Here is a 19,126-nt window from a genome sequence, read left to right as displayed (position 1 = left end):
ATGTTTCTTAAATTATTATATTGATAATTCTTGTGATAACTTGTACATTTCTTCATCGATAGTATGTTCTTTTGCCAAGGTCTCAAGTATATCATGATCTACAATTTGGTTGTTTTGAATTCCAACCATTCGTCCAGCTTTTCCATCAAGTAAAAGCTCAACAGCTTTCGCGCCTAATCGGCTAGCCAGTACTCGATCATATGCAGTTGGAGATCCACCCCTTTGAATATAACCAAGTACAGTGACTCTCGTTTCTAAATTCGTTGCTTCTTGGATTTTTTGTGCAAAATCCACCCCACTGCCTACGCCCTCAGCAACGACTATAATACTATGTTTCTTACCACGCTCGTGACCACGATTAATCCGTTTGATTATATCATCCATCTGATGTCCTACTTCTGGAATGATAATAGATTCAGCTCCACCTGCTAATCCCGTCCACAAGGCTATATCGCCAGCGTTTCTACCCATCGTTTCGATTACATATGTACGTTCATGTGATGTAGCTGTATCCCTTATTTTATCAATTGCGTCCAGTACAGTATTTATAGCTGTGTGAAATCCAATCGTAAAATCAGTACCAGGGATATCGTTATCAATAGTACCTGGAACACCTATACAAGGATATCCTTTTTCCGTTAATTTTTTTGCGCCACGAAAAGAGCCATCCCCACCAATCACCACAAGGCCTTCTATCCCTAGTTTTTTCATTTGTTCAATGCCTTTGGTTTGCCCTTCGTCCGTTGTAAACTCTTTACATCTAGCAGTATAAAGCATTGTTCCTCCACGATGAATTATATCACCCACGGAGCCGATCTCAAGCTTTTTGATATTTCCTGCAAGTAAACCTGAATAACCATTATAAACCCCAAATACCTCTATGTCATGATAAATTGCTTTTCGAACTACGGCACGAATAGCTGCATTCATCCCTGGAGAATCTCCACCACTAGTTAAAACACCTATACGTTTCATTAATAGTCACCCCTAAAAAGAATTATTCAATCAATAATTATTAGAAGATTTCTTGTTATATCCGCCGATTATTAATACTTTTTATAATGTAACGAAAACGTGCTTTCATATTGAAAGCACGTTTAATTTTTAGGAACAATTATTATTTTGTCCCTATATATTCATCAATAAACGAGATTTTACCAATATTCTTGTATTTTTCATAACGGTGTTCTACCAAGGTGTTTGCATCAAGTTTCATTAACTCGTCAATCGAATTTTTAAGTACCTTATCAATAGATTCAGCTTGTTTAACTATATCACGATGTGCCCCACCTTTTACTTCCGGGATAATCTCATCGATAACCTGTAATTCCTTAAGGTCAGGTGCAGTTATTTTCATCGTTTCTGCAGCCCGTTGTGCAAGGCCTGCATCTTTCCAAAGTAATGCAGCGGCACCTTCAGGTGAGATCACGGAATAGGTTGAGTTTTCGAGCATATGAATATGATTACCCACACCGATACCAAGAGCACCACCACTCCCGCCTTCACCTATTACAATACATACGATTGGAACAGTTAATCCAGCCATTTCAAATAAATTTTTGGCAATCGCCTCACTCTGTCCTCTTTCTTCAGCCGCTTTACCTGGATAAGCACCTTTTGTATCAATAAAAGTTATAATAGGACGATTAAATTTCTCCGCTTGTTTCATTAAACGTAGTGCTTTTCTGTATCCTTCTGGATGTGGCATACCGAAGTTTCGGCGAATGTTTTCTTTGGTATCCTTTCCACGTTGATGACCAATAACTGTAACAGGTATGCCATGAAATTTCGCAATACCTCCTACAATTGCTTCGTCATCACCGTAAAAACGATCGCCATGTAATTCAATGAAATCAGTAAATAATTTTCCAATGTAATCAAGTGAAGTTGGTCTATTTGTATGTCTAGCAATCTGCACTCGATCCCATGGTTTTAAATTACCATATACTTCATTCTCTAAATTCTCTAGTCTAGTTTCAAGCTTTTTGATTTCATCGGTTAAATCAATATCTTTTTCTTCAGTAAATTTCTTTAATTCTGCTATTTTTTTTCGAAGTTCACTAACAGGACGTTCAAATTCCATTTCTCCAGCCACTATTGCCTACCCCCTGTTTGATGAATATCGAGTATAGTACTAAGTGTTTCTTTCATTTCAAGACGATGGATTACTCGGTCTAGTTGACCATGTTTTAACAAAAATTCAGCAGTTTGAAAGTCTTCTGGCAAATCCTCACGAATAGTTTGTTCAATTATTCTTCTACCAGCAAAACCAATTAATGCTCCAGGTTCCGCAAAATTATAGTCTCCTAATGAGGCAAAGCTAGCGGAGACCCCACCCGTTGTTGGGTGTGTCATTACTGAGATAATAAGGCCGCCGTTCATGCTAAATGTTTTTAAGGCTGCACTCGTTTTAGCCATTTGCATAAGGCTTAATACACCCTCTTGCATTCTTGCGCCACCTGATGCTGTAAAAATAATAAACGGTACTCGACGGTCATCAGCTCTTTCAATTGCACGGGTGATTTTTTCACCAACGACAGATCCCATACTTCCCATACGGAAATTTGCGTCCATGACTGCAACAACTACAGGTAGTCCATTAATTGTACCTTCCCCCGTAACAATCGCTTCATTTAAGCCCGTTTTTTGGCGGTCCTTTTCGAGTTTTTCAACATAATCAGGGAAATTTAATGGATTTTCAGAAATCATCTCACGGTCAAATTCGATAAATGTTCCTTCGTCAATTAAGCTCTCAATACGTTCTTGCGAGTTCATTTGGAAGTGATGATTACAAGCTTGGCAAACCATTAAACTCTTCTTTAATTCTTTTGTATACATAATCCTTTTGCAACCTGGACATTTCGTCATTATACCTTCTGGTACATCCTGTTTAGCTTGTTCAGAAGGAATCGAGGCATACTTTTTCTTTTTTACAAAAAATTCTTTAAGCAACATTAAACCTCCTAACAGCCTTCACCTTTCGTATAATACTATACAATACCTCATTGCGAGAGTTCTTTTTGTAGAAGCTTGTCGATATTTCTATGAAAGTTTCTTTTAATTTTCTACAATTATTGAGAGTTTTTTCGTTCTATCTTTAATTTCCTCAGGATCAACTTTCTTACGAGCCACGCCGGTTTCAATAGCTGCTTTTGCTACAGCTGCAGCAACTTCTGGTGCTACCCTAGGATCAAACGGAGCTGGTATAACATAATCTGAAGACAGTTCTTCCTCACTTATTAAATTGGCAATCGCATGAACAGCTGCAACCTTCATATCTTCATTAATATGTGTCGCACGAACATCTAATGCTCCACGGAAAATTCCTGGGAACGCGAGGACGTTATTTACTTGATTAGGGAAATCAGAACGACCTGTACCGATTACTTTCGCCCCAGCTTCCTTGGCATCTGCAGGCATAATTTCTGGATTAGGATTCGCCATTGCAAAAATAATCGGATCTTCGCTCATAGATTTAACCATCTCAGGTGTAAGCGCGTCTTTAACTGAAACACCAACAAAAACATCAGCGCCTTCAATTACTTCAGCGAGTGTGCCTTCGATTTTTTGAAGATTTGTCATTTTAGCTACTTGCTCTTTTACTTCATTCATACCATATGGGCGTCCTTCATAAATTGCCCCTTTAGTATCACACATAATAACATTTCGAACACCAAAGCTATATAATAACTTTACAATTGCAATGCCTGCTGCTCCCGCTCCGTTCAAAACAACCTTAATATCAGACATTGACTTTTTCACTAGTTTTAGAGCGTTTACAAGGCCTGCAAGAGTTACGATTGCAGTTCCATGTTGATCGTCATGAAAAACAGGGATATTAGTCTCTTTTTTTAATCTATCTTCTATAATAAAGCAGTTAGGAGCAGCAATATCTTCTAAATTTACGCCCCCAAAAGTTGGCTCTAATAATTTAACAGTTTCAACAATTTTATCAACATCCGTTGTATTCAGACAAATTGGAAAAGCATCTACACCTGCAAAACTCTTAAACAAAACTGCTTTTCCTTCCATAACAGGTAACGCAGCTTCTGGACCAATATTTCCTAAACCAAGTACAGCAGTACCATCTGAAACAACAGCAACCATATTGCCTTTTACTGTATATTCATATACCTTACTTTTATCTTCATAAATATCTTTACAAGGCTCAGCTACTCCAGGGGAATACGCCAAACTTAGGTCGTGCGAATTTCGAACCGGAACCTTAGACTTGGTTTCAAGTTTCCCCTTGCTAGTTCTATGTATGTGCAATGCTTCCTCCCGTGTAACAGACACACCGTTCACTCCTTTTTGTACCATTCATTGGCCAAAATTTTTATTAGTAGTATTGGAAAAGTTCGCAATTTGCCCGAATCGGTAAAATCACGATGCCCCTTCAGTTATGAACCCTAAGGGCCTATTTTTTATACTATACTATAAAAATTCTGTAATGATAGTATAAAAAATAATACTAAACCTCCTTCATTATATCAAAAGTGGTATAGCTGTAAAGCTTACTTTTTAATTACTACATTTTTCATACCTAAAACCAATCTCAATTTTTTCAAACATTCTTCTGAAATTTTTACCGACCATTCCTGTGGTAACCGTACAGTCTTTTGTTTATCTGCATAATGAATATATACCTCTGTAGGTCCTGGGTATTTTTTTAATATTGCTTTAATTTGATGTAATTTCCCCATATCATTACGCGTTTCCTCAACTCTTAAATATAATTTTTCAAATATATTTGCTTTTAGTTTGGTGATGGCCGTTAAATTATTAACAATTAATTGAATTTGACCGTCTCGTTCCTCTACTTTTCCATCGATGAAGATGATTTCACCCTTCTTAATGAAACTCAAAAACTTACTAAACACTAACGGAAATACAACAGCATCGAGCTCGCCGGTCTCATCACTAAGTGTTAAAAATGCCATTTGATCACCTTTTTTAGTTTTGATAGTTCGTTGATTTACAATAAGTGCTCCTAATTGAACAACAGAGCCAACTTTCGTGCTTAAAGTAGCAATTGTTGATGCATTCATTCTAACTAGTAAATGTTTATATGGTTCTATAGGGTGGTTGGATAAATAAAAACCAAGAACTTCCTTTTCAAATTGCAGCTTGTCCTGTGTAGTTAATGCCTCCACTTTTAAATATTGTGGTTTCGGTACAATGTCGTCGGACAAAAAGAAACCTCCGTCGTCCTCTTTCACTAGTTCCGCATAACTAACCGCCGCATCGATACTAGCCAATAACTCAGCACGATCCCTTCCGAACTCATCAAAACAACCGGATAAAATAAGCGACTCGATTACACGTCTATTAACAATTTTCAACGACACACGAGCACAGAAGTCAAACAAATCTGTAAATCTTTTTTGACGACGTTGGTAAAGAATTTCCTTAATAGCCGTCATACCAACATTTTTGATCGGAACTAAACTAAATCTAATTTTCCCTTCCTCTACATTAAAGAATATACCACTTTTATTTATGGATGGCGGTAAAATATCAATAGATTTTTGTCTTGATTCACCAATGTACTGTGCTATTTTGTCTTCATTGCCAACTACACTTGAAAGGAGTGCACACATAAAATAAAGCGGAAAATTTGCCTTTAGATAAGCAAGCCAGTAAGCAATAATACTATAAGCAACTGCATGACTTCTATTAAAACCGTAATCCGCAAAACGAACAATCAAATCATATATTTGATCGGCCACTTTTTCGTCATAACCTTTTTCCAAACAACCATTCACAAAATGTTTACGTTCCTTTTCTAATACATCTCGTTTTTTCTTACTTACCGCTCTTCTAAGGAGATCCGCTTCACCCAATGAAAATCCAGCCATTTTAGAAGCAATCTTCATGATTTGTTCTTGATACACGATAACACCATATGTAGGCTCCAAAATTTCCTGTAAATCTGAATGTGGATAGGAGATTTTTCTCTTCCCGTGCTTTCTATCGATAAAAAGCGGAATGTTTTCCATAGGTCCTGGGCGATATAATGCATTAACCGCAACAATATCTTCAAATTGCGTAGGTAGTAATTTATTTAATACTTTTCGCATTCCTGTTGATTCAAGCTGAAATACACCGGTGGTATCACCTGCACCAAGTAGTTCAAACGTTTTTTCATCATTCATTGGTATATCGTTTAAGTTTATAACCATATTCATTTCTTTTCGTATCAAAGTTTGAATATTTTCTATCAATGTTAAATTCCTCAGTCCCAAGAAATCCATTTTTAACAATCCAATTTCTTCTAGGATTTCCATCGAATACTGGGTTAGTAATACCCCATTATTCCCTTCCTGTAATGGTACTAAATCAGTAAGAGGAGCATCGCTGATAACAACTCCAGCTGCATGTGTGGAGGTGTGCCTTGGTAGACCTTCAATCTTTCTCGCAATATTAAATAATTTCTGTGCATCTTTTCGTTGCTGTAGTTCGTTTCTTAAAGGTATAGATTCTTTAACGGCCTCATTTAATGTAATACCTGGCCTTGAAGGAATATACTTTGTCCATCGATCTATATCACTCAAGGGCATTCCTAGAACACGCCCAACATCCCTTATAGCAGCACGTGCTGCTAATGTTCCAAATGTAACAATCTGAGCAACATGATTCTTACCATATTTTTTGGATACATATTGAATAAGTTCATCCCGACGTATATCAGGAAAATCAATATCTATATCAGGCATTGTAATTCTCTCTGGATTTAAAAATCTTTCAAATAATAGGTTGTAAGCTAATGGATCTACATTTGTTATGCCCAAAACATAGGCAACTAAAGAACCGGCCGCTGATCCCCTGCCAGGTCCAGTAATAATACTATGTTTATGGGCATAATTCATAAAATCCCAAACAATCAAGAAATAGTCACTAAACTGCATGTTTTCAATTATTGAAAGCTCGTATTCTAATCTTTCTCTCGCAATTTTTGAAGGTGATGGTGCATATCTTTTTTCAAGGCCTTTTAGACAAAGACTTTTTAAATACTGTACGGCTGACACACCATTCGGTAATGGGAATTTAGGAAGAATCATGTCTCCAAGTTTAATTTCCACATTACATTGATTTGCTATTTTAACTGTATTTTCAAGGGCCTCTGGATTGCTTTGAAACTGTCTAACAAGCTCGTTTTCTTCCTTCATAAAACTTTCTTGTTGTACTTCCTGAGTAAATTCAGAAAGCTTTTTGCCGTATTTGATCGCCTGTAAACATTGATGTATAAGTGCATCATCTTTTTCAAGATAATGTATTGGATTATTAACGACCATCGGGATAGAGTTATTCTTACAAAATTGAACAATCATTTTATGTTCATCCAAATGAATGGGTGGAACGCCAACATAAAAATCTCCGTTAAATAAGGTTACAAGCTGGTTCACTAATTGCAGCGCTTGATCCCACTGCTGATGGAGCATTGACTGCGTAAGTTCAGCCGTTAATGGTGTAATTGCGATAGTCCCTTTCGTAAATTCCTGCACAACATGTATAGGAACACCACTTTGATATTGCGTTTGAACAAGTGTGCTAAGTTTAAGTAAATTCCGATAACCTTCATTTGATTTTGCTAATAAAATTAATTGATAATTTTTTTCGTTAACAGGACTTAAAATAGCCTGCATTGATAAAACCATTCCAATGATAGGTTTAATGTTTTGTTTTTTACAAGCTTTATAAAAAGGAACAGCCCCGTACATTACATTTTCATCTGTTAGAGCTAGTGCCTTAAAATCCTTTTTTACAGCAGCACTCACAAGATCATCAATAGTAGCAGTACTGTTTAATAAGCTGTAAGCACTATGCACATGTAAATGAACAACTTTCATTATACTCACCTTCTGTAAATAGCTAATGACTTCGCTATTCCTATTATATAGTAGTGTGACAATAATTTCGCCACATACGTAATCTTACGTAAATATCTGTGTCGATTAACCACTTAACCTCATGTTTTTCCTACGATACTCAATTTTTCTTATCACTAAAGCTGCATATAATTTTATCTTTCATCATGTATTAAAAACAACATACTAGTCCAACTCTTTCCATATGTATAGAGTAAGAGAATTTGTTTTTTTGAGGAGTTGGCAGCATGGTGGAAGAACGCTTTATGGCTTCAATGATTAATTGTTATTTTATCGCTTTAGGTGTAATGATTGGAGGCTCCTTAATAGGTGGAATTGGTGCATTTTTAGTTGGTGAACCCCCGTTGACGATTATTGGCCGTATTGCAAAGAGTCTAAAAATATGGGCGATCGTTGCGGCAATCGGTGGCACCTTTGATGCAATTACAAACTTTCAAAGAGGCTTATTTGATGGTGTTCCGTTAGATATTTTCAAACAAATATTATTAATTGTAGCGGCAATGGGCGGCACCCAGACAGGTGCAACAATAATTAATTGGCTGATTCAGGAGAACATGCTCCAATGAGAATTCCACCTTATTTTAAAATGCGTTCATGGCAACGATTTTTTGCAGGTGTGTTTGTTGGTTCGATACTAGGATGGTTGCTTTTTTTATATATGTTTGGTGAACTGCAGGATAAACAAATTAACTTAGTTTTAAAGCAGCAGTCTATAATTAGAGAACTTGAAGATGAAAAAGAGATCTGGCAAAAAGACTATGAACAATTAAACGAAGCCAATAAAAAGAAGTTAACCATTGAGGAAATTAATATATATTTTACTAACGAGAAAAAACTATTACTTAATGAATATACAAAATATAACCTTAGGGAAGCAATCATAACAGACATAAATTCTTTAATAAAACAAGATATCGAAACAGTTGCAAATAATAGAGCGTTAATTATTAAAACGATCGAAAATAAGATCATTACACTTGAAGGTCAAAAGTATCAAGTTAAAGTACATCAGCTCGTTTTATTTACTAGGTTAGACCTTTATTTGAAAGTAGAATTACTAAATTAATATGAAATTTCCGAATTTTGTCACATCTGACAAGCGACATCTACCCTTCCATTTAATACAATAGAAATATAATACAATTTCCCATATGGAGAGGGGGATCAATATGCTTGTTATTTCAACGACTACTCTTGTTCGCACCAAGGTTGAACAAATTAAAAGCGGTTTTTCTGCATTTACTGAAACGGGCGAAATTGCACGTTTAATCAAAAGAGAATTATTATCATTGAAAGTCGAAGTTCATATTGATGAAACAGACAAAGGCTATTGGTTTATTCCCATTGAACGAAAAACAATAACATAACCTACGTATGGTGGTACCGTTCAAGGGTAACCCACCATACTTTTTATATTTTTTTTAAATTAATTATGTTTATATTGTATGCAGGCCTTGTTTAATTCTTCAATTACTGCAGATGTATCTTCCCAATGATAAATTGTAGCTCCAGATGCCAACGGATGCCCGCCACCGTTGAACTTTTGTGCAATAGTATTTATTACAGGTCCCCTTGAGCGTAATCGAACTCTAATTTGATCTTCTTCCTCCACAAAAAACACCCATGCTAATACCCCTTCTATGTTACCAAGTATGCTTACTAACTGCGATGCTTCAGATGGAGTTACATTGAATTTTGCAATTGTTCCTCTATCTAATGAAAGGTAAGCAGCTCCTGTTTCTAATACCTTAAAATTTTGTAGCACATAGCCTTGAAGTTGCACGACTTCCATTTTTGTATTATATAATTGATCATACAAATTAGTTGGATTAACATTATACTCTAATAAGTCCGCTGCATAGCGAAATGTTTTTATATTTGTGCTCGGAAACAAAAAGCGTCCTGTGTCTCCAACAATTCCAGCAAAAATTAACCTTGCAGCGCTGCTGTTTATTATTAAGCCATTATCTTTACCATATAAATAAAACTCGTATATTAATTCACTTGCAGAACTTGCAGTAGTATCTACCCAAACAATATCACCATATGGATCATGATTTGGGTGATGGTCTATCTTTACAAGTTTCTCGCCTAAACAATACCTTTCATCACTTATTCGCTCAGTATTCGCTGTATCACATACGATTACAAGTGCACCAGAGTAATACTCGTTAGGAATGCTGTCCATTTTATTAAGAAATTCAAGCGAACTATCCATCTCCCCAACAACATAAACCTGCTTTTTTGGGAATGAAACCTTAATGATTTCGGCTAGCCCTCCTTGCGAACCAATTGCATCTGGATCAGGACGGACATGTCGATGGATGATTATTTTATCATACTCTTTAATTAAATTAAGTATTTCAGTTTTCATTAACGATCTCCTTTAATGGATAATTTGATTCAAATTACATTATGTGTACTCTCTACAATCTACTGCCTACCCCTTGAACGGGAATACATGCACTACAAGTCATCATAGAGATAAAATCATGATGGCTATACATTTACAATCTACGTACTTTATGGTTACTGCACCCACAGCAGGTAACGAAAACCATGATCATTATCATTTTCCATTTATAATTATTAAACCATATGATCATTTTTAATGTTACAATAATATATGAAATAAGAGAAAAATTGGAGGATTTTTACACATGCCTATTTTTGGTGTATTATCAATTATTTGTATTGCCTTATATTTATTTTTTCGTGTTAAATATTTCAGGGTGAAACAACCTAATCATAGACAATGGCTTTCAAGTAAAGCAACGATCACACTTGGTCTGTTTATGCTTTTCTTCGGATTAGATCAAATCATTATTTGGAAAACTACAACCGCTAATATAGTTGGAATGGTATTTTTAATAGTTGGGTTGATTTATTCGATTCAAGGGTTTAGAATGTACAGATTTTACCAACCACGCGCTATAAAAGAGACTGAGGAACAACAAAACACTTAGAAAAGCAACGCTAGACAAGCATGTGTAGATATTTATTCTTATTGTTAACAAAAGGTCATGTCGTTATTTTTCGGCATGACCTTTTGTTATATAAAGGAGATAGTTAATATCCTAAAACTGGTTAACGATCAATAAGCTGTGCCATTATTAAAGCCTTACCTACTAAATGACCTTCGTTATAAACTTCAACATCTACTTTACCAAACCTACGTCCTACCTCTAAAACCTTTGGATGAATGGATAACGTTGTTTCAATTTGAACGGGCTTAATAAAATAAATAGTTAAATTTTCTATTACAAGATCACCTTTTTTATAGCTGCGAAGTACCCGGCTCCCTGCTTCTGTCACTATTGTTGTAAAAACACCGTATGAAATCGTACCGAGATGATTTGTCATTTGTGGCGTTATTTTACACTCATATACTTCTTCTTTACTACCATGTTCAGTAATTTCTGCAAACTGATTAGTTACGATATCATCAATTGTATCACCAATCTGTGGTTGTCTCTGAATCATCTGTAAAGCCTTCAGTACATCCTGACGACTTATTATTCCCAGCAAACGATTGCTATCATCAATAACTGGTAATACCTCGATCCCTTCCCAAACCATTATATGAGCAGAATTGGCTACAGATGTCTTTGCATTAACTGTAAGAGGGTTTTTTGTCATTACTTTATCAATGGTGATTGTACGTTCTACACCTAATACATCCTTTGATGTCACCATACCATGAACTTTCATGTTCTCATCAACAACAGGATAACGGCTATGGCCTGTTTCACGGTTTAGTTCGTACCAATTTTCAACTTGATCTGTTGTTTTCATAAAAAACGTACGATCCACAGATGTTAGAATATCGTCAACAACAACGATCTCTTTTTTAATTAACTGATCATATATTGCTCTGTTAATCATCGTTGCTACTGTAAAAGTATCATAGCTCGTTGAGATGATGGGCAATTTATAATCATCTGCCAATTGTTTCGTGCTTTCCTCAGTGTCAAAACCACCGGTAATCAATACGGCAGCTCCCGCTTTAAGCGCTTCTACATGTGCTCTTGTTCTGTTTCCAACAATCAAAAGATCGCCAGCTCCTGTATAGCGCATCATTGCTTCAACTTTCATGGCACCAATTACAAAACGGTTTAAAGTCTTATGAAGACCTTCCCTCCCACCAAGTACTTGTCCATCTACAATATTAACAATCTCTGCATATGTTAATTTTTCGATATTTTCTTTTTTCTTTTTTTCAATTCGAATCGTTCCAACCCGCTCTATTGTACTAACGAGTCCTTTGTTTTCCGCATCTTTAATTGCACGGTAAGCTGTACCTTCACTTACAGTTAAATCTTTTGCAATTTGTCGAACTGATATCTTACTGCCAACCTCTAAAGTTTCTATATGCTGTAATATTTGCTCATGCTTAGTTGCCACTTTTTTCACCATACCTTCAAACGTCCATTTACAGACGATTACGTTCTACTGATCTCTTAATTATACTTCTAGATAGTTCCGACTTCAATGCAAACGCAGTATAAGTAGAGTTTTTGACACAAAATACAGTACGAATTTGTAAAAAAAGATGCCGCTAACATATAGTTAGAGCATCCTAATTATTTAGTATTTATAACTCAATGGTTTCTCCTGGAGTTAGGATTTTACCATTAATACCATGTTCACTTAAGCTAGAAATAAAACGTTGTCCATCCTGCTTTATTACTGGGAATGTATCAAAATGGATAGGAACGACCGTTTTTGCATTGAGCCATTTTGCGGCCAAGACCGCATCCTCAGGTCCCATTGTAAAGTTATCGCCAATTGGCAGTAAAGCAAGATCTATATTATTAAGCTCACCAATTAATTTCATATCCGAGAATAAAGCTGTATCTCCAGCATGATAAACGGTTTTTCCTTCATTTGAGATTAAAACGCCTGCAGGCATACCGGTATAAACAATTTGTTTATTATTTTCATCAATAACCGATGAGCCATGGAACGCTTGCGTAAACTTTACCTTCCCAAAATCAAATTGACGTGCTCCGCCGATATGCATGGGGTGCGCGTTTATTCCTTGCCAGCCTAAGTAAACTGCTAACTCATTAGGCGCTATTACAAGGGCATCGTTTCTTTTTGCTATTTCAACTGTATCGCCTAAATGGTCACCATGTCCGTGAGTTAGAATAATATTATCTACTTTTAGATCATCTACCTTTAGGTCACTAAGACTATTTCCATTAATAAACGGGTCAATAATGATTTTTTTGTCTGCTGTCTCAATTATTACAGCAGCATGTCCATGAAATGATACCTTCATTTTATTTTCCTCCTTTTTCAGCTTTTAATCGTTCAACTATATGTACGACATTACTATTCTGAATTCCTTCACAACATTCATTTTAGGGATAATCCATTTACTTCATACCCTAAGATTTGTTAATATTTGTATTACAATAGAAAACAACGCGATCAACTTTTTTTGTTGATCACGATCGTGAACCAACGTTAGGTTATCAATTTAATAGGATGTGAGCTTATATTTATGGAACAACGTATTACCAAACTAATGAGCTGGTTAAAAACTGAAGATATTAGCTTTTCATTTATTACATCAACTCCAAACATTTATTATTTAAGTCAATTTTATACAACACCACATGAACGGATTGTAGGAATCGGTGTATTTTCTAACAGCGAACCTTTTTTAATCTGCCCTAAAATGGAAGTCGATACTGCTAAAGAATCAGGATGGAAACATGAGATTGTTGGGTATTCCGATATTGATAATCCATGGGAGTTCATTCAGCAAGCTGTTAAAAGGAGAAATATAGACGTAAATGCTATCGCGGTTGAAAAAGGACACCTTTCCATTCAACGTTATGAAGAATTACTGTCACATTTTCCTGCGACAGCTTTCACAAATGTTGAGCCATTTTTAAACCAACTCCGATTAATAAAAGATGAGAAAGAGCTATCCATCTTAAGAAAAGCGGCTGAGCTTGCAGATTTTGGTGTTGAAGTTGGTGTTAACGCTATAAGCGAGGGTAAATCTGAACTAGAAATAGTTGCAACTATTGAGTTTGAATTGAAGAAAAAGGGCGTCCAACAAATGTCATTTGCAACAATGGTGCTGACAGGAGCAAAAACAGCTTCACCACATGGCACACCAGATCTAACTAAAATTCAAAGTGGAGACCTTGTTCTGTTCGATCTAGGTGTCATTTTAGATGGTTATTGCTCGGATATAACAAGAACAATTGCGTATCAATCTATTTCTGACAAACAACATGAAATATATGATACTGTCCTTAAATCTCAACAAGCGGCCATTGAAATTTGTAAACCGGGAGAAGAGATCGGAAGAATTGATACAACCGCGCGAAGTATCATTGAAAAGGCTGGATATGGTGATTACTTCACCCATCGTATTGGTCATGGACTCGGAATTGATGTTCATGAATTCCCTTCAATGAATTCAACAAACACTAGCAAACTGCAACATGGCATGACTTTTACGATAGAACCAGGTATTTATGTACCAGCTGTAGGGGGAGTTCGAATCGAAGATGATCTATATATCACAAAAGATGGAGTTGAAATATTAACGAAATATCCAAAGGAGTTACAAGTTATTAAAAAGTAACTTCATTATTATAGATTTATAATTAGTTCCGAAAACCATATTAAATCGCCGAAGAAAGCACAATCAGCTTTTATGCGTGTCCTTCTTCGGCTATTCGCCTAAATTGAATTTTCTTAAGTCGGTTAATTTTGCTATAGCTATAATTATTAACTATTTAACAATGGTATTGCATCATAATAATCTAGGCCATGTGCGTTTGCCACTGCTGCATGTGTGACATAGCCGTTTAATATATTAATACCTTTTCGTAAGGTTTCATTTTCCAAACATGCTTTTTTATATCCTTTATTAGCAATTTGAACAGCATATGGCACTGTTACATTTGTTAAGGCAATTGTAGACGTTCTAGGTACAGCTCCTGGCATGTTCGCCACGGCATAGTGAACAACTCCATACTTCTCATACGTTGGACTACTATGTGTCGTAATTCTATCAACCGTTTCGAAAATTCCACCCTGATCAATTGCTACATCAACAATGACAGACCCAGGCGTCATAGATTTCACTATTTCTTCATTCACTAAGCGTGGGGCTTTAGCACCTGGAATTAATACAGCCCCAATTACTAAATCCGATTGTTTTACTGAGTCCGCTATATTAAATGGATTGGAAATAAGCGTTTTGACGCTCGAACCAAATATATCATCTAACTGACGCAACCGTTCAGGATTTAAATCAATTATGGTTACATCTGCGCCTAGACCAACCGCAATTTTTGCTGCATTAGTCCCCACTACTCCACCGCCAATAATGGTCACTTTTCCTGGCTGTACACCTGGAACACCTGCTAATAGAATTCCTTTTCCCCCATTTGGTTTTTCTAGAAACTGAGCACCGATTTGAGCCGCCATTCTCCCAGCAACCTCACTCATAGGAATAAGCAGCGGTAAAGAATGATTAGGTAACTCTACTGTCTCATAAGCGATCGCAACGACCTTATTTTTCAATAGTTCTTTTGTTAAGACGGGTTCAGGGGCTAGATGCAAATAAGTGAACAGAATTAATTCCTGGCGAAAATATTTATATTCTTCAGCTATTGGCTCCTTTACTTTCATAACCATATCCATAGACCAGGTATCTTCAGCAGTTTCAACAATCTTTGCACCTGTTTCTATGTACTGCTCATTTGTGAAGCCTGAACCAGCACCAGCATCTTTTTGGATGTATACCTCATGCCCTAGTTTTACTAAATGATGTACACCTGCAGGAGTCATCGCAACCCTATTTTCATTATTCTTAATCTCCATAGGTACGCCAATCCGCATGATAATTCCTCCAAATTACTAAATGATGATTCTTATACCTGTCCATTTAAAGATAACTAAAACTAGTCCATATATGACGTCCAACAGGTATAAACTATTCCTTACTATACTGTATTCATAACTAATCTTACGGTTAAACCTAATTTAATGTGAGCAGTACAAATTTCATTCATAACATTCCTGATCCATATTAAAAAACTAAAATACTTATTTATTCCATGTCCAAGTCCATAAATATTCATCATGAAACTTCACCTTAATTACTAATTCATCGATATCTTTAAATCCTCGATTTTTCATCACGTCAACAACTTGATTAACATCTGTATGTTTAGTAAGTGCCAAGTCATTAAATAATGCATTGATCTCTTTTTTTGCTTTTTCATCTTTTATAACATTGTTACCAATCTCAATTTCATATTCGTCAGGATTTTCATACTCCCATTCTATTTCTTCACCTTTAGACTTAATTGTTAATTTAAAGGATGCACAGTTCAGTATATCTACTTCAGAAGTGGTTACATATGGGATTGCTAAAAACAAAATAATTAGAATAGGTAAAAATTTAAACATATACCACACCTCCTGAAATTAGGGTTCCAAGAAAAGGAAGAATATATTCGGTATTATAAAAAAAGCTGACATCTCTTTGATGCCAACTAACCTTACTCTATATATTTAAGTCTCTATTCCGCACCATTCTTCATGTAAACTGTCAATATAGCCACCATTATTATAAACCTCTGCAATTAGTCGTACCGTTTCAAAATCTTCGACTAGATCCATATGTACTATATTACTATAAGTTTCTTTTTCCATCATTACGCCACCTTTATGGGAATTGTCACCAAATCAACATATTTCAGAAAATTACTGTCAATTTTTTGATGTATACTTTAAGTATAGAAAGATTAAATTTTCCGGGAGGAATTATTTATGAGCCTAAATTATAAAAATATATTGGTTGCTATTGATGGATCAAAAGAGTCTGAAAGAGCATTTCATAAAGCTGTTACAATCGCAAAAAGAAATGAATCTAAACTAATCATTGCACATATTGTAGATACACGTTCTTTCGCAACAGTTGAAGCGTATGATCGTTCTATTGCTGAAAGAGCAGAACGTTTTGCAAATGAATTAGTAGAAGACCATAAAAAAGAAGCAATCGAAAAAGGTTTAACCAATGTTGATGTAATAGTTGAATACGGCTCTCCTAAAGTGAAAATTGCTAAGGAAATGGCTCCTTCCTTTGAAGTAGACTTAATTATCTGTGGTGCCACAGGGTTAAATGCAGTAGAGCGATTCTTCATAGGTAGTGTTTCCGAACATATTACTCGCTATGCAAAATGCGACGTTCTAGTCGTTCGGAGAGAGTTTGAAGAAAACTAAGATAAATAACTAATAAAAATAGTTAAGGCTTGGTCTATGCTCCAAGCCTTTTTTAGAACATTTAAACTTAAGAAGTTAGTAATCTACCGTGCTACCAATTTGTTAAGATCGCAAAAACCAGTAAGATAGCTAAGGCTATCGTCCCTATGACCTTTGATCCGATAAACAAAATTCTATCAGTAAAAGTCTTACTTAATAAAAATAAAAAGCCAATTACTCATATAGCATCATGAAAAAAGGTAATAATCATATTACGAGTCATATTGATATAAAAAAATACGTCCGAAGTAATCCTTTCTAACTCAGAGGGTTTGCTTATTTAATGATTACTACTAACAACCTGATTCCGGCCCTTCTTTTTGGCTACATATAATGCCTGATCTGCTAGTTTAATTAACTCTTCTGGTTTATGTTGATCGGTTGGTATTAAGGTAGCACAACCAATACTAACTGTTATATAATTTCCAATTTCTGAAACATCATTTATTAATTCGAGGTCTCTAATATTCGTTAAAAATAGCTCACCTAAATATGCCGTACCTTGATGGCCTGTTTCTGGTAATAATACGACAAACTCTTCACCACCATATCTTGCAACAAAATCGCCTGGCCTCTTTAAAGTTGATTTTAAAACGTTGGCAATTAGCTTAATACATGTATCACCCGCTTGGTGACCATAATGATCATTATATTTTTTGAAATAATCAATATCAATCATCATTGCAGATAATGAGGTTGAATGACGCATTGTTCTAAACCATTCTTCTTGTAGCTTTTCCTCAAAAAACCGACGGTTTGGAATGCTTGTTAAACCATCCATTTTTGATAGATAGAGTAACATTTCATTCGTTTTTTCAAGTTCTTTTTCCTTTTGAATACGCTCACTTATATCCCTTGATACAGACACAATCCCTTCCAATCTTTTATTAGAATGTCTGATTGCTCTAACATTGGTTTCTAGCCAAATATATGAGTGATCTTTTTTTCTTAATCGGTGTGAGAATGAAACAAAATCGAGGCTTGATTCTGCATTTATTATAAGCTGAAGAATTCTTTTGGATTCTTCAGGATGCAAATACCTAATAATTCCTGTGCCAATTATTTCTTCTTGTTTATACCCCAAAAATTGATTACAAGATGGTGAGATATACTCATACATACCATTGGGTTTTAAATATGAAATGATATCTGTTGAATTCTCTGTGATAAATCGATAAAGCTCCTCATTTCTTCTTAACTTATCTTCAAGTATTTTTCTGCCCGTTACGTCTCTTAAAAAAACTTCTATAGAAGGTTTGTTATTATAAGTAATATAAGCTGAAGAAACTTCGATATCCATTACCCGATTTGAGCCTACAGCTATCTTTAATTCAATTCGATCAACGGTTTGTTTACGATTATTCAATTCCTTCATACGTCTCTTTACTAGAGGATGATAATCAGGCAGCAGAAAATCAAAAATTGATTTCCCAATAATATCTTGAGCATTTCTCTGAACTAGTTTCAGTAATTTATCATTTACAAATACAATCTCATCATTTTGGTAAACTAAAATCGGTTCTGGTGAAGACTCTATTAAGTCTCTATTATGTTTTTCACTTAATTCTGCTTGTTTACGATAAAAGTTGGATTTATCAAGTGTCCAACCTACTAAAAAAGCACACGTAGCAAAAAAAAACGCCTCTGCGATTGACAACATCGTAATTTCTTCAAAAAACGTTTCAATAACAGAAATACTAATGGAAAATAATAAGATGAAAAATCTTCCTGTGTATTTCACAAATTCCACTCCAATTAATGAACTTACTTTGTTTATTTATAAATAAATTAATAAATAGAGTCAATGATAAATATCTATTGTTTTGATCCAAGAACCTTTTTTACAATTTTTTATGTAGTGAATTTCAATTTCAAATATTATGATAGCACATTCCTTGCTTAAAATGTCGCTATTATGTTTGTATTTATCCATT

The 19,126-nt window shown here is 35.3% G+C and carries 18 protein-coding genes; 6 read left to right on the top strand and 12 right to left on the bottom strand.

The window, feature by feature from the left end:
• Positions 1-15 precede the first annotated feature (15 nt).
• The 5 genes from pfkA to dnaE form a co-directional block, all read right to left on the bottom strand.
• Positions 16-975, bottom strand: a complete 960-nt coding sequence (pfkA, locus tag C1724_RS03290) for a 6-phosphofructokinase (RefSeq protein ID WP_102345304.1) — start codon at positions 973-975, stop codon at positions 16-18.
• A 142-nt stretch (positions 976-1,117) separates the two neighbouring features.
• Positions 1,118-2,095 carry an acetyl-CoA carboxylase carboxyl transferase subunit alpha gene (gene accA / locus C1724_RS03285; protein ID WP_102345303.1) on the bottom strand — a complete coding sequence of 326 codons (978 nt, stop codon included), beginning with the start codon at positions 2,093-2,095 and terminating at the stop codon, positions 1,118-1,120.
• Positions 2,095-2,952, bottom strand: coding sequence for an acetyl-CoA carboxylase, carboxyltransferase subunit beta (accD, locus tag C1724_RS03280; RefSeq protein ID WP_102346719.1), 858 nt, complete (start codon positions 2,950-2,952; stop codon positions 2,095-2,097). Before accD ends, accA begins: the two co-directional genes overlap by 1 nt.
• A gap of 105 nt (positions 2,953-3,057) precedes the next feature.
• A complete protein-coding gene (locus tag C1724_RS03275; RefSeq protein ID WP_258000271.1) occupies positions 3,058-4,296 on the bottom strand; it encodes an NAD(P)-dependent malic enzyme in 1,239 nt (412 codons plus the stop codon).
• Positions 4,297-4,514: 218 nt separating this feature from the next.
• Positions 4,515-7,850 carry a DNA polymerase III subunit alpha gene (gene dnaE / locus C1724_RS03270; RefSeq protein WP_102345301.1) on the bottom strand — a complete coding sequence of 1,112 codons (3,336 nt, stop codon included), beginning with the start codon at positions 7,848-7,850 and terminating at the stop codon, positions 4,515-4,517.
• Positions 7,851-8,116: 266 nt separating this feature from the next.
• Here dnaE and C1724_RS03265 point away from each other — a divergent pair, with 266 nt between their 5' ends.
• The 3 genes from C1724_RS03265 (at position 8,117) to C1724_RS03255 (ending at position 9,256) form a co-directional block, all read left to right on the top strand.
• Complete coding sequence (locus C1724_RS03265; protein ID WP_102345300.1) at positions 8,117-8,455, top strand: YtrH family sporulation protein; 339 nt, start codon at positions 8,117-8,119, stop codon at positions 8,453-8,455.
• On the top strand, positions 8,452-8,955 hold the full coding sequence (ytrI, locus tag C1724_RS03260) for a sporulation membrane protein YtrI (protein WP_102345299.1): 504 nt from the start codon (positions 8,452-8,454) through the stop codon (positions 8,953-8,955). The genes C1724_RS03265 and ytrI overlap by 4 nt, the downstream gene beginning before the upstream one ends.
• Positions 8,956-9,058: 103 nt before the next feature.
• A complete protein-coding gene (locus tag C1724_RS03255; protein WP_102345298.1) occupies positions 9,059-9,256 on the top strand; it encodes a hypothetical protein in 198 nt (65 codons plus the stop codon).
• A gap of 59 nt (positions 9,257-9,315) precedes the next feature.
• Here C1724_RS03255 and C1724_RS03250 read toward each other — a convergent pair whose 3' ends face one another.
• On the bottom strand, positions 9,316-10,263 hold the full coding sequence (locus tag C1724_RS03250; protein ID WP_102345297.1) for a DHH family phosphoesterase: 948 nt from the start codon (positions 10,261-10,263) through the stop codon (positions 9,316-9,318).
• Positions 10,264-10,549: 286 nt separating this feature from the next.
• On the opposite strand from C1724_RS03250, the gene C1724_RS03245 reads away from it, so the two are divergent.
• The gene (locus C1724_RS03245) at positions 10,550-10,855 is read left to right on the top strand and encodes a YtpI family protein (RefSeq protein WP_102345296.1); all 306 of its coding nucleotides are present in this window, start codon (positions 10,550-10,552) and stop codon (positions 10,853-10,855) included.
• Positions 10,856-10,976: 121 nt separating this feature from the next.
• Here the strand turns inward: C1724_RS03245 and C1724_RS03240 are convergent, their stop codons facing one another.
• On the bottom strand, positions 10,977-12,293 hold the full coding sequence (locus C1724_RS03240; RefSeq protein ID WP_102346718.1) for a DRTGG domain-containing protein: 1,317 nt from the start codon (positions 12,291-12,293) through the stop codon (positions 10,977-10,979).
• 190 nt (positions 12,294-12,483) lie between these two features.
• The gene (locus C1724_RS03235; protein ID WP_102345295.1) at positions 12,484-13,173 is read right to left on the bottom strand and encodes a metal-dependent hydrolase; all 690 of its coding nucleotides are present in this window, start codon (positions 13,171-13,173) and stop codon (positions 12,484-12,486) included.
• 225 nt (positions 13,174-13,398) lie between these two features.
• Here C1724_RS03235 and C1724_RS03230 point away from each other — a divergent pair, with 225 nt between their 5' ends.
• A complete protein-coding gene (locus C1724_RS03230) occupies positions 13,399-14,499 on the top strand; it encodes a M24 family metallopeptidase (RefSeq protein WP_102345294.1) in 1,101 nt (366 codons plus the stop codon).
• A 146-nt stretch (positions 14,500-14,645) separates the two neighbouring features.
• Here C1724_RS03230 and ald read toward each other — a convergent pair whose 3' ends face one another.
• The 3 genes from ald to C1724_RS25415 all read right to left on the bottom strand — a co-directional run bounded on the left by ald (position 14,646) and on the right by C1724_RS25415 (position 16,583).
• The gene (gene ald, locus C1724_RS03225; protein ID WP_102345293.1) at positions 14,646-15,764 is read right to left on the bottom strand and encodes an alanine dehydrogenase; all 1,119 of its coding nucleotides are present in this window, start codon (positions 15,762-15,764) and stop codon (positions 14,646-14,648) included.
• Between the two features lie 207 nt (positions 15,765-15,971).
• Positions 15,972-16,337 (bottom strand): hypothetical protein, encoded by a 366-nt coding sequence (locus C1724_RS03220; protein WP_102345292.1) that lies wholly within the window; start codon positions 16,335-16,337, stop codon positions 15,972-15,974.
• Positions 16,338-16,442: 105 nt separating this feature from the next.
• The gene (locus C1724_RS25415) at positions 16,443-16,583 is read right to left on the bottom strand and encodes a hypothetical protein (RefSeq protein WP_180994108.1); all 141 of its coding nucleotides are present in this window, start codon (positions 16,581-16,583) and stop codon (positions 16,443-16,445) included.
• A gap of 117 nt (positions 16,584-16,700) precedes the next feature.
• On the opposite strand from C1724_RS25415, the gene C1724_RS03215 reads away from it, so the two are divergent.
• Complete coding sequence (locus C1724_RS03215) at positions 16,701-17,153, top strand: universal stress protein (RefSeq protein ID WP_102345291.1); 453 nt, start codon at positions 16,701-16,703, stop codon at positions 17,151-17,153.
• A 319-nt stretch (positions 17,154-17,472) separates the two neighbouring features.
• Here C1724_RS03215 and C1724_RS03210 read toward each other — a convergent pair whose 3' ends face one another.
• A complete protein-coding gene (locus tag C1724_RS03210) occupies positions 17,473-18,933 on the bottom strand; it encodes a sensor domain-containing diguanylate cyclase (RefSeq protein ID WP_102345290.1) in 1,461 nt (486 codons plus the stop codon).
• Positions 18,934-19,126 lie beyond the last annotated feature (193 nt).

The organism is Bacillus sp. Marseille-P3661, assembly GCF_900240995.1.
Classification (GTDB): domain Bacteria; phylum Bacillota; class Bacilli; order Bacillales; family Bacillaceae_J; genus OESV01.
The sequence above is the reverse complement of the archived record's forward strand: the minus strand, read 5'-3'. Positions and strand labels throughout refer to the sequence as shown.